At 46.5% G+C, this 11,293-nt stretch carries 12 protein-coding genes and 1 pseudogene; 11 read left to right on the top strand and 2 right to left on the bottom strand.

What is annotated here, in order from left to right; all coding sequences use genetic code 11:
• Positions 1-90 precede the first annotated feature (90 nt).
• From Q1K24_RS05840 to nhaA, 5 genes are all read left to right on the top strand, one after another.
• A complete protein-coding gene (locus Q1K24_RS05840; protein WP_366903649.1) occupies positions 91-471 on the top strand; it encodes a FlaG family protein in 381 nt (126 codons plus the stop codon).
• Between the two features lie 50 nt (positions 472-521).
• Positions 522-902, top strand: coding sequence for a flagellar export chaperone FliS (gene fliS, locus Q1K24_RS05835; protein WP_300367367.1), 381 nt, complete (start codon positions 522-524; stop codon positions 900-902).
• Entirely contained in the window at positions 889-1,149 is a 261-nt protein-coding gene (locus tag Q1K24_RS05830) for a hypothetical protein (RefSeq protein ID WP_300367364.1), read from the top strand. Before fliS ends, Q1K24_RS05830 begins: the two co-directional genes overlap by 14 nt.
• A 57-nt stretch (positions 1,150-1,206) precedes the next feature.
• A complete protein-coding gene (locus Q1K24_RS05825; protein WP_300367362.1) occupies positions 1,207-2,424 on the top strand; it encodes an argininosuccinate synthase in 1,218 nt (405 codons plus the stop codon).
• A gap of 226 nt (positions 2,425-2,650) precedes the next feature.
• Positions 2,651-3,826 carry a Na+/H+ antiporter NhaA gene (gene nhaA / locus Q1K24_RS05820; protein ID WP_300367360.1) on the top strand — a complete coding sequence of 392 codons (1,176 nt, stop codon included), beginning with the start codon at positions 2,651-2,653 and terminating at the stop codon, positions 3,824-3,826.
• Between the two features lie 12 nt (positions 3,827-3,838).
• Here the strand turns inward: nhaA and Q1K24_RS05815 are convergent, their stop codons facing one another.
• Positions 3,839-4,144, bottom strand: a complete 306-nt coding sequence (locus tag Q1K24_RS05815) for a hypothetical protein (RefSeq protein WP_300367358.1) — start codon at positions 4,142-4,144, stop codon at positions 3,839-3,841.
• Entirely contained in the window at positions 4,141-6,093 is a 1,953-nt protein-coding gene (locus Q1K24_RS05810; RefSeq protein ID WP_300367356.1) for a M3 family metallopeptidase, read from the bottom strand. The genes Q1K24_RS05815 and Q1K24_RS05810 overlap by 4 nt, the downstream gene beginning before the upstream one ends.
• 93 nt (positions 6,094-6,186) lie before the next feature.
• Here Q1K24_RS05810 and rplI point away from each other — a divergent pair, with 93 nt between their 5' ends.
• The 6 genes and pseudogenes from rplI to Q1K24_RS05780 all read left to right on the top strand — a co-directional run.
• The gene (gene rplI, locus Q1K24_RS05805; protein ID WP_300367354.1) at positions 6,187-6,630 is read left to right on the top strand and encodes a 50S ribosomal protein L9; all 444 of its coding nucleotides are present in this window, start codon (positions 6,187-6,189) and stop codon (positions 6,628-6,630) included.
• A 3-nt stretch (positions 6,631-6,633) separates the two neighbouring features.
• The gene (gene hslV, locus Q1K24_RS05800; protein WP_300367352.1) at positions 6,634-7,170 is read left to right on the top strand and encodes an ATP-dependent protease subunit HslV; all 537 of its coding nucleotides are present in this window, start codon (positions 6,634-6,636) and stop codon (positions 7,168-7,170) included.
• A gap of 17 nt (positions 7,171-7,187) precedes the next feature.
• Positions 7,188-8,507: an HslU--HslV peptidase ATPase subunit gene (gene hslU / locus Q1K24_RS05795; RefSeq protein ID WP_300367370.1), complete on the top strand. Its 1,320-nt coding sequence runs from the start codon at positions 7,188-7,190 to the stop codon at positions 8,505-8,507.
• A complete protein-coding gene (era, locus tag Q1K24_RS05790; protein WP_300367350.1) occupies positions 8,488-9,393 on the top strand; it encodes a GTPase Era in 906 nt (301 codons plus the stop codon). The genes hslU and era overlap by 20 nt, the downstream gene beginning before the upstream one ends.
• A 177-nt stretch (positions 9,394-9,570) precedes the next feature.
• Entirely contained in the window at positions 9,571-11,094 is a 1,524-nt protein-coding gene (locus Q1K24_RS05785) for a hypothetical protein (RefSeq protein ID WP_300367348.1), read from the top strand.
• Positions 11,091-11,293, top strand: a pseudogene (locus Q1K24_RS05780) (hypothetical protein); the annotation flags it as partial. The gene Q1K24_RS05785 and the pseudogene Q1K24_RS05780, both read left to right, overlap by 4 nt.

The raw sequence follows: 11,293 nt of genomic DNA, 5'->3' as shown, positions 1-11,293 counted from the left end.
TAGAGGTGCCCTTTATTATAAATGATAACTGCTAAACATATTTTGAATGCATCCGATACTTCTTCAAAGCATTAGTTGGAGGATAAAATCATGGAAATATTCAATGCGATGCGCACACAGCAGTCTCAATCTGCTATTCAGGGCGCCGGCAGTCCACACCATGGTGTTTCTCAGACACACAAGAGTGTTCAGCAAATGGCTAAAGAAGAGGTGAAAGAGACCGAGCAGAAAGCTGATACCGAGAAACTGAAGAAACAGTTGCAGGAGATTACCGACAGGCTCAACAAAGAGATGAATCCGCTCAAAACGAGTATCCGTTTTGGATTCGACGACAAAATCGAAGAGCTCTATATTTCGGTAATCGACACCAGCAACAACCAGGAGATACGCAAGATTCCTTCGGAAGAGGCGATGCGCCTTGCAGCCAAAATGCGTGAACTTGTCGGAATGATCTTCGATAAAAAAGGGTGAAACAGCCCAAACTTTGCAAGGATGCAAACATCAGCGAAAAAGGATTTGAAATGACCGCAGCAGCAGCTTACGAGACTTATACCCAAAACAACATCCAGATTGAATCTCCGGAAAAACTGATCGAAATGCTTTACGAAGGCATTATCCGTTTCGGCTCTCTCGCACAAAAAGCGATTGAACTCGGTGACATTGAAAAGCGAACATACTGGACCAATCGTGCCGTCGCAATCTTCGTCGAACTCATCAACTCTCTCGATGCTGAAAAAGGCGGCGATGTCGCCTATTACCTCGAAGGCCTCTACAATCAGCAAATCAAATTTCTCAACGAAGCGAATATCGAAAACTCTCCCGAAAAGATCGAAATCGTTCTCAAAGTCACCCGTACTCTTCTTGAAGCTTGGCGCGAAGTCACGGCGAATGAGCTGGCTTGACGATTTCAAGATCGCGTTGATCGAAGAGGATGAAGAGAGACTCTCCTCTTTGATCACATCGATGCCAAACTTCGAGACGATCGACGAGATGAAGAGTGCCATGCATCTGATCGATCAGGCCAAAACACTTTTCGAAAAGAAAAAAGAGTCACTCGCAAAACAGATGAAAGAGATAGAAGCCTCGAAAAAATTTCTGACATCTTCCGAAAATTCTGCCAACAACGGTAAATTCGACATTACATCATAATCTTTTCAACTCTTTTTGGATAAAATACCTTCACATTTTTTTAGAGGTATTACAACAATGAAAAAAGAGGTTAAAAAAGTCGTTCTCGCCTACTCCGGCGGTCTGGACACCAGTATCATACTCAAATGGCTTCAGGATGAATACCATTGTGAAGTTGTTACATTCACAGCAGATATCGGGCAGGGTGAAGAGGTCGAGCCGGCTCGGGAAAAGGCGTTGAAACTCGGTATCAAACCGGAGAATATCTTCATCGAAGATCTGAAAGAAGAGTTCGTCCGCGATTATGTTTTTCCCATGTTCCGGGCCAATGCAATCTACGAAGGGGAATATCTTCTCGGAACCTCCATTGCCCGCCCTCTGATTTCAAAACGTCAGATAGAGATTGCGAAGTTGACCGGAGCCGACGCCGTCAGCCATGGCGCAACGGGCAAAGGCAACGACCAGGTCCGTTTCGAACTTGGCTATCTTGCACTCAATCCCGATATTACGATTATCGCACCCTGGAGGGAATGGGACCTCAACAGCCGTGAGAAGCTTTTGAAGTTTGCGGAAACGCATGGTATTCCGATTGAAAAACATGGCAAAAAATCGCCCTACTCGATGGATGCCAACCTTCTGCACATCTCATACGAAGGCGGCAGGCTGGAAGATCCTATGAACGAACCGGAAGAGGATATGTGGCGATGGACAGTCAGTCCGGAAAACGCGCCCGACAATCCGGAATATATCACAATAACTTTCAAAAATGGCGATCCTGTCGCGATTGACGGCATAGAGATGACACCGGCACAGATGCTCGCCACTCTCAACGAGTATGGCAAGAAGCACGGGATAGGACGGCTCGACCTTGTAGAAAACCGCTTTGTCGGCATGAAAAGCCGTGGATGTTACGAAACACCGGGCGGAACGATCCTGCTCAAAGCACACCGCGCCATCGAGTCGATTACCCTCGATCGGGAAGAGGCGCATCTGAAAGATGAAATCATGCCGCGTTACGCGAAGCTGATCTACAACGGTTTCTGGTTTGCGCCGGAACGCGAGATGCTGCAGGCCGCGATTGACAAAACCCAGAAAAACGTCAATGGCGATGTTCGCCTAAAACTCTACAAAGGGAACGTCATCGTCGTGGGACGCCAGTCGCCCAATACCCTCTTTCATCCCGAATTTTCGACATTCGAGGAAGATACTGTCTATAACCAGAAAGATGCCGATGGCTTCATCCGTCTCAATGCCCTGCGATTCATCATCGAAGGCCACGCACGAAAAAAACAGTAGCGTTGGCGTACCACACTGAAAAAAAGGGATTGTATGGTGTCATACCGCAATCCCCCACTCTGCGATCTATCGAGATAATTCGATGACTTCCAACGAGCTGCTTTGGGAAATACTCTCTGTCATTTTCGTCACATCGGTTGTCGTGATCATCACTCTTTTCTATCAAAAAAAGATTCATAACGACGACAACGATGTATAATCGAAAACAAACCATTCAGGACTCCCGATGTTAAAAGATACACTGCTTAGCTTTTTCAAACAGGAGTCATCGACTGGCATACTGCTGATGTTGATGACGATCATTGCAATGGCCGTCGCCAACTCGCCCTTCAAAATATACTACGACACTTTTACCGAAATCCCCGTTGTCGTGAGTATCGGAACCCTTACGATCGCCAAGCCGCTACTGCTTTGGATCAACGACGGTTTGATGGCCGTCTTCTTCTTCATGGTCGGGTTGGAAATCAAACGGGAGGTGGTCGAGGGAGAACTGGGTGATACCAAAAAGATTGTGGTACCCGCTTTTGCCGCGGTTGGCGGGATGGTAGTCCCGGCTCTTATCTACATCTGGTTCAACTGGAACGATTCGCATGCCATGGAAGGTTGGGCGATACCGACGGCCACCGACATCGCCTTCGCACTCGGGATACTCTCACTGCTTGGCAACCGTGTCCCCGCCGTTTTGAAGCTCTTTCTTCTGACACTGGCGATCATCGACGACCTGGGAGCCATCATCGTCATTGCACTCTTTTATACCTCGGGGCTCTCCTACCTCTCGCTCTCCATCGTCTTTTCGATGATCGCCATCCTCTTTCTCATGAATCGCAAAGGCTTGACCAACAACACGGCATATGTGCTTGTCGGCATCGTCATGTGGGTTGCGATGCTCAAATCGGGAGTCCACGCAACGCTTGCTGGCGTCATTCTTGGTCTGTTCATTCCTATCCAAAACAACAAGGCAAGTTTCCGGGCACTCGAACACTCGCTTCACGGTCCCGTCAACCATGTTGTCCTCCCTCTTTTTGCGTTCGTCAATACGGGTATCAATTTCGCCAGTATTTCTGCAAAAGATTTTCTCGATTCGATTACTATCGGGATCACGTTGGGGCTTTTTGCCGGTAAACAGTTGGGAATTTTCCTTTTCAGCTTCGTCGCTATAAAACTGGGGCTCGGCTCATTGCCGAAAGGGGTTACCTGGAAACAGCTCTACGGCCTTTCCGTATTGGGAGGTGTCGGCTTTACAATGAGCCTTTTTATCGGTTCTCTCGCCTTCGAAAGTGCGGGGGAGATATCGTTCAATATCGTCGACGAAAGGATGGGCATTCTAATCGGTTCGATCCTCTCAGGGATCATGGGCTACCTGATGCTTCTGTGGTCGGCGGATAAAGAGAAGAGAAGCTGACCGCTACTCCCTCTATTTCAGTGCATCCTCGGCGCGTTCAACCAGATCGCCGATACTGAATCGGATCACGGCATCGTCGAGGCCGATTATTTTCGGAATCACTTCGAGCAAAAAGTGAAAAATGAAAAGCATCGGCATAAAAATATAGAGTTCGCGCATGAAACTTCTGATCCGATAGCGTTTTTTCAGCCATGCCACCGCTTCGGGTCGACCATGCAGAAGCAGAAGTCCCTGAATCGCAAATACAAACCCCCAGCAGATATAGGTCAGTATCGCCGCAATAACAACAGCATATCCCCAAAACTCCAGCGAATTCATTTCGCATCCGTCAAATCGTAAAGTCGTATCAATGCATCCGGATCCGGATCCCGACCAAGCCACTCGCGGTAGAGTCTGTCCATCGGTTCGCTTGCGCCACACTCGAGTATCTGTCGTTTGTATCCATTTGTCATCTCTTTTTTGATCGTACCATTTCCATAACAGGCAAAAAAGGCATCTGCACTCAGCACTTCGGCCCATTTGTAACTGTAATACCCTGCAGCGTATCCGCCGGCGAAGATATGGGCAAATCCCCACTGGAATCTGTTGTAGGCGGGTGGTTTGATAGGGGAAAGACGTTCTCGCAGATTATCGAGAAGTTTCTGGACCTCATTGCGTTGGTAAAGCTTCTGATGCAACATAAAATCGAAAAGCGCAAATTCAATTTGCCGCAGCATTCCCATCGCGGCCAAAAAGTTTTTGCTCCGTTTGATTTTATCGGCAAGTTCAACAGGAAGAGGCTCACCGGTCTCGTAATGTTTCGCGAAACGGTCAAGAACCTCTTTTTCATAGGCGAAATTTTCGAGAAACTGCGAGGGAAACTCAACCGCATCCCATGCCACACCATGAATACCGCTTACAAAGCGCTCTTTGACGCGGCTGAAAAGATGGTGAATGGCATGGCCCATCTCATGAAAGAGTGTCACGACATCGTCATGCCGCAATAGGGACGGAGTCTCTTTCGTCGATGGAGAGAAGTTGCAGACGACAAATGCGGAAGCTGGATGCTCTCTCCCGTCGCTATCTTCATGGTACGTCTGCCAGTCGTTCATCCAGGCACCCCCCCGCTTGTTCTTGCGCGCTTCGAGATCGAAATAGATGCGCGCAAAAGTCTCATTGTTTTCCTGAAGATCAAAGACTCTGACTTTTTCGTTCCAGACGGGCACATCGACGGGTGTAAAGAGAATGCCGAAGAGTTCACTCACAAAATCGAGTAACCCATTCAGTACCCTGGTCTGTTCGAAATAGGGTCGTGTCATCTCATCGTCAAAGTCGAGTTCCTCTTTTTTCAGCTTTTCGCTGTAGTAAGCGACATCGTAACTCTCAATTTTTTCGACACCATCCCTCTTCGCCATTCTTTTAAGTTGCTCAACCTCTTTTTCCGCATGCGGCAGCGAAGCCTCGGCCAGGTGGTTCAAAAACCCAATAACCGCCGCATCATTTGGTGCCATTTTGGTCGCGAGAGAGAGTTCGCTGAAATGGTCAAAACCCAGAATTTTCGCTTTTTCATCACGCAAACGAAGAATTTCGTCGATCACTTTGTCGTTTTCCGGAGCACGCGTAACATAGGCACGGTAAATCTCTTCACGGAGCGTTCTATTGGGACCATATGTCATATAGGCCATGTAACTGGGTATCTGCAATGTAAACGTCCATACCGTTCTCCCATCTTTCACGGTTTTGGCAAGTTCCAGATCGTTTTCGGGAATCCCTTCGACATCTTTGGGATTTTCGACAATCATTTCATAGGCATTGGTGGCATCGAGAAGATTTTGCGAAAACCGGTTGTTCAACTCGCTGAGCTTCAAATCGATATCTTCGAGCCGCTTTTTCTTCTTTTCCGGAAGATTGACACCCGAAAGCCTGAAGTCGCGAAGCTCCTGCCGTATCACTTCGTTCTGCGCATCGTTTTTGCCCTGGATTTTCAAAAACGCGTCGTAAAGATCGCTGTTTTGGGAGATTTTCGTATGATAGTGAGAAAGCACAGGCAATGACGCTTCGTAGGCTTGCTGCGTCTCTTTTGAATTTTCGACACTATTGAGATGGGACAATGGAGTGAAAAAAAGGTCCAGTTTTTCAAAAGTCTCCATATAGGGTCTGACAAAGTCACGATACTCTCTCTTTTCACCTGCTATCAGTCTGTCGATAACAGTTTCGTTCTCTTTCAAAAGTGTTTCGAGCTCTTTGATAAAGTTATGAAAATCCGGTTTCCGAAATGACGCAAACATATGAAACCCCGTTGCTGATTTTTTTGGAATTATAGCCGATTTTACGCTATTTTCGATATAATCACCCCAAATTATGCACAGGAGCGAGAAAGCATGAAAGTTCTATTGGTCAAAGATGTGAAAAGTTTGGGAAAAGCGGGTGAGATCAAAGAGGTCAAAGATGGTTATGGCAAAAATTTCCTCGTCGCCAAAGGCTTTGCGAAAGTGGCGACCGACGAAGTGATACGTGAATGGGAAGAGCAACAGAAACAGAAAGCGATGGAAGAAGCCGAAGAGATCGCACGACTCGAAGCGCTGAAGAAACGTCTCGAAGAGACTCATCCTGTCATCCGGAAAAGACTGGGAGCCAACGGTTCTCTTTTCGGCGCCATTACCAACCACGATGTCGCCGACGCGCTCAAAGAGATGGGACTCGATGTCGACAAGAAACATATCCATCTCGATCATGTCATCAAAGCGACCGGTGACTATGAGGCCGATGTAAAACTCGGACACGGCATCCACGCAAAGCTCACGTTCGAAGTGGCCGGAGAGTAGCGAATGTTCGAAGCGACAACCATACTGGCTTATAGAGCCGGTGACTATGCGGTCATCGGCGGCGACGGACAGGTAACCTTCGGCAATGCCGTACTCAAAGGCAATGCCACCAAGATACGTACTCTCTACAACGGCCAGGTACTTGCCGGATTCGCCGGTAGCACAGCCGACGCCTTTAATCTGTTCGACATGTTTGAAGGTTTCCTGCAGAGCCGTAAAGGGGATCTGCTCAAAGCGGTCATCGATTTCTCGAAAGCCTGGCGTAAAGACAAAGTGCTCCGCCGACTTGAAGCGATGATGATCGTACTCAACAACGACCATATCTTCATCCTCAGTGGGACGGGTGATGTCGTGGAACCCGAAGATGGCAAAATCGCGGCGATCGGAAGTGGCGGCAATTTCGCCATTTCTGCTGCACGTGCTCTGGCCAGGCATGCCGATATGGATCCCAAGGCACTGGTTGAAGAGAGTCTGCATATCGCAGCGGATCTCTGTATCTATACCAATCACAATATCAAAACACTGGAACTGAAAAAATGAGTCACGCTATCGATAACATGACACCCAAAGAGATCGTTGCCTATCTCGACAATTACGTCATTGGCCAGGAAAAGGCGAAAAAGACGATTGCAGTAGCCCTGCGCAACCGCTTCAGACGGATGCAGCTTCCCAGAGAGATTCAGGACGAGATCATGCCGAAAAACATCCTGATGATCGGTTCGACCGGCGTGGGCAAAACCGAAATTGCCCGACGCCTGGCAAAAATGATGGGATTTCCCTTCGTCAAAGTCGAAGCGAGCAAATATACGGAAGTCGGCTTCGTCGGCCGTGACGTCGAGTCGATGATACGGGATCTTGTTGCAACATCGATCAATCTCGTCACCCAGGAGCAGAAAGAGCTGAAGGCAAAAGATATCGACGCGTACGTCGAGAAGATGATCATCGAAAAACTGCTGCCTCCACTTCCCAAAAACGCACCCGAAAACAAACAGGAGGAATATCGCCACAGTTTTGAGCGGATGCGTGAAAAATTGAAAAAAGGGGAACTTGATTCTCTGAAGATCGAAGTGGATATGCCCACTCCGAAAATAGAGATGGTAGACAGCAACCTTCCGCCGGAGATGAGCAAAGTCCAGGAATCGCTTGCCAAAGTTTTCGGTTCGCTTGGCCGCGAAAACAAGAAAGAGGTCACGGTCAAAGAGGCGAAAACTATTTTACGCCAGGCCGCGAGCGAACGTCTTCTTGACGACGAACAGATCAAACAGGAAGCATTGCGACGTGCCCAGGAAGGCGGAATCATTTTCCTCGATGAAATCGATAAAATCGCTGTATCGAGCCAAAACAGCGGACGTCAGGATCCCAGCAAAGAGGGGGTGCAGCGCGATCTCCTGCCAATCGTCGAGGGAAGTACCGTCAATACCAAATACGGATCGGTCGATACCGACCATATCCTGTTCATCGCAGCCGGTGCTTTTCACGTCAGCAAACCGAGTGACCTGATTCCGGAACTCCAGGGACGTTTTCCTCTCCGTGTCGAACTCGACAGCCTGACCGAAGAGGCACTCTATGAAATTCTTACAAAACCGAAAAACTCTCTGATCAAGCAGTATCAGGCACTTCTTAGCGTAGAAGGAATGGAACTTGCTTTCGAAGAGGAGGCGCTCAAAGCGATTGCAAAACTCAGTTTTCAGGCGAACGAGCGTACGGAAGACATCGGAGCGAGACGTCTCCATACCGTCATCGAAAAAGTTCTCGAAGAGATCAGTTTCGAAGCGGACGAGTACAAGGGTAAAACTTTTACGATTACAGCCGATTATGTTCATGGTAAGCTCGACACCATCGTAGAGGACGAAGATATTGCACGTTACATCCTCTGAGTGTCCGACAAAAGCGGGATTCGTCGCCGTTGTCGGCCGCCCGAATGCTGGAAAGAGCACACTGCTCAACTGGCTGGTCGGCGAGAAACTCGCGATGGTGAGCAAAAAGGCACAGGCTACCAGAAAGCGTATGAACATTATCGTGATGCATGACAATGTTCAAATCATTTTTGTCGATACGCCAGGGATTCATGAAAAAGAGCGTTTGCTGAATCAGTTTATGCTCTCGGAAGCGATCAAGGCGATCGGTGATTGTGATCTCGTTCTTTTTCTTGCACCGGCCAAAGACCGGCTGGACCATTATGAAAAGTTTCTGGAACTCAACGTCAAAAATCGTCCGCATATTGTCGTTTTGACAAAAATCGACGAAATCGGCAATGATGCATTGCTGAAAAAAATTTCGGAGTATCAGAAGTATCAGGAGAAGTTTCTTGCGTTGATACCGATATCGGTAACGAGGGAAACCGGCAAGGAGCAGCTATTGGATGAAATTTCAAAACATCTCCCCTGCTCGCCCTGGCTTTATGATCCTGAACTGATGACGACGACAAATATCCGGGAGATCTATAAAGAGATGATACGTGAGTCGATTTTCGACAATTTGAGCGATGAGATACCATACGAAACGGATGTTGTCATCGAAAAAATCGATGAACTGCCGCATCTGGATCGTATTCAGGCAACGATTATCGCGGAAAAGAAGAGTCAGAAAATGATTCTCGTCGGACGCGGCGGATCGACGATCAAACGGATTGGACGGGATGCCAGAATGAAAATGGAACAGTTTTCGGGCAAAAAGATCTTTCTGGAACTTTTTGTCTCGGTAAAAAGCGGCTGGTCAAAAAACAGAAAGACGCTTTCTGAAATCGGCTATGTTTTCGAATAATCAAAATAGGCCGTTGACAGATGTCAATGAATATTAACAGGTTCATTTTGATTATTCGCTGCTAACCTTAGTTTGTTAACTTGAATTTATATTTAAGTTTTGCTGGGTTAGAATAAACGAGAAGTAATAATGATTGACATGAAAAAGAGGCTTTAAATGTTCAAGAGATCGCAAACCATGGTAGATCAGGGGAATCCGAATTTTCTAAAAATTGTTTCGATCAATGCATATCAGAATGTCTACTACCAATTTCTAAACAATGCATTACAGAAGATCGAAAAATTGACATATGACAAAAGAAATTTTGTCATTTCTACACTCGATGCCAAAGATTTTATATCTTCGCTTGTCGAGATCAGTGTCAATATTCCGCCGGAAGACGTTCAGGACGCTATCGAACTGAAGGCATACGATGACCTGGGTCTGGATCAGGCCGTCGAATACATTATCCGTTATGTGGAAGCGCCGGAACGCAAAACCGATAAAATGCGCTACTTCCACGTTTTCGTAGCGGAACCGGAAGTCATTCACGATACATTTGATTCGATCAGAGAGAAAGTCAAATATATCGACTATATCTATCCGAAACCCTACCTGATCCAAAATATTTATGAAAGAGACATTCTCGAATCGTATGGTGTTCACGGTTTTCTCTATTTTCAGAAAGAGGATGCCTTCTTGGCACTCTTCAAAGATGGTGAATATCTCTATTCAAAATCGCTGAAATACTCTTTCGAAAATATTTACGAACGCTTCTGTGAATTGTACGGCGAACGGGTCGATGAAGACTCTTTTTATGAAATGCTTCAAAACGAAGGTCTGAAAACGTCGAACTTCGACTACCAAGACCAGCTGATGAAGCTTTTCAGCGAAATCTTCCTTTATGTCAACGATATTTTGATCTATGCAAAACGAGCTTTTGACATCGAGAAAATCGACATGTTCTATGCCGGTTCCGAAACGGGACCGATTCTGGGACTGAACGAATACGCCCACACCTATTTGGGAATCGAATCGAATGATTTCGATTTCGACTACGAAATGGAGAAAGGCGAATGGTATATCGACCAGTTCCATTATCTCAGCATTCTTGAAGCGATCAAAGATATTGAAGGGGAAGAGAGCCCCAACTTCACCCTCTTTTACAGACCACCTCCGTTTGTTGCGAGACGCAGCGGCCAATTTATCATCACCACGGCCGCGACAGTCGTATTGGCCCTTTCCCTGCCGGTATACAACTATACGTATGACACCTATGTGAAAATTACAAACCAGAAATTGACAAAAGAGGAAAAACAGCTAAACGAACTTGTTACCTCCATTAAGGCCGAAATAGCCGACCTGGAAGGCAAAAAGAAAGATATGCTCGCAAAAATCAAGGCTGAAAAAGATCTCTTTGAGAAGAAAAAGAAGATTTTGGCAGCCATCTATGACAAAAAAGTCAACTATCCGATGAAAGCCAAAAATATTGTCAGCTTTGGTAACGACATGTCAAAGTTCAGTGTCAAGGTGACCAAAATCGTGGATGAGGACAACACATTTACGCTCTCACTCTTCTCCAGCAGTGAGAAGAAGATCACTCAATTTATCAAATATCTGACCGATACCTATGAAAGGAAGATCCATACGGATATCGAAAAGATCTACAAAGATGAAGAAACCGGTATCTATCATGGGGATTTAAAGGTGACTATACTATGAAAATATTGGAAGATTTGTTAGAAAAACTGGACAACTATTTTGAGGAGAAAAAAGAGAGTGAATTCTACCTCATGGTGTTGGCGATTGTAGCGGTTGTCGGTCTGATCTCATACAGTTATTTGATTCCGATAACCGAGAAACAGCTCAAAAAGGATTTGGCAACACAAAAGAGCCTGCAGAAAAAGATCCATGAAGAGAA

It is taken from the genome of Hydrogenimonas sp. (assembly GCF_029932565.1).
Lineage (GTDB): Bacteria > Campylobacterota > Campylobacteria > Campylobacterales > Hydrogenimonadaceae > Hydrogenimonas.
Note: the sequence above shows the minus strand (reverse complement) of the source record. Positions and strands in the feature narration are given on the sequence as shown.

What these genes read in the sequence shown, in the direction of transcription:
- Q1K24_RS05840 (WP_366903649.1), top strand. Translation starts at nt 91, where the DNA reads ATGGAAATATTCAATGCGATGCGCACACAGCAGTCTCAATCTGCTATT.
- hslU (WP_300367370.1), top strand. Translation starts at nt 7,188, where the DNA reads ATGACACCCAAAGAGATCGTTGCCTATCTCGACAATTACGTCATTGGC.
- rplI (WP_300367354.1), top strand. Translation starts at nt 6,187, where the DNA reads ATGAAAGTTCTATTGGTCAAAGATGTGAAAAGTTTGGGAAAAGCGGGT.
- hslV (WP_300367352.1), top strand. Translation starts at nt 6,634, where the DNA reads ATGTTCGAAGCGACAACCATACTGGCTTATAGAGCCGGTGACTATGCG.
- nhaA (WP_300367360.1), top strand. Translation starts at nt 2,651, where the DNA reads ATGTTAAAAGATACACTGCTTAGCTTTTTCAAACAGGAGTCATCGACT.
- Q1K24_RS05815 (WP_300367358.1), bottom strand. Translation starts at nt 4,144, where the DNA reads ATGAATTCGCTGGAGTTTTGGGGATATGCTGTTGTTATTGCGGCGATA.
- fliS (WP_300367367.1), top strand. Translation starts at nt 522, where the DNA reads ATGACCGCAGCAGCAGCTTACGAGACTTATACCCAAAACAACATCCAG.
- Q1K24_RS05785 (WP_300367348.1), top strand. Translation starts at nt 9,571, where the DNA reads ATGGTAGATCAGGGGAATCCGAATTTTCTAAAAATTGTTTCGATCAAT.
- Q1K24_RS05810 (WP_300367356.1), bottom strand. Translation starts at nt 6,093, where the DNA reads ATGTTTGCGTCATTTCGGAAACCGGATTTTCATAACTTTATCAAAGAG.
- Q1K24_RS05830 (WP_300367364.1), top strand. Translation starts at nt 889, where the DNA reads ATGAGCTGGCTTGACGATTTCAAGATCGCGTTGATCGAAGAGGATGAA.
- Q1K24_RS05825 (WP_300367362.1), top strand. Translation starts at nt 1,207, where the DNA reads ATGAAAAAAGAGGTTAAAAAAGTCGTTCTCGCCTACTCCGGCGGTCTG.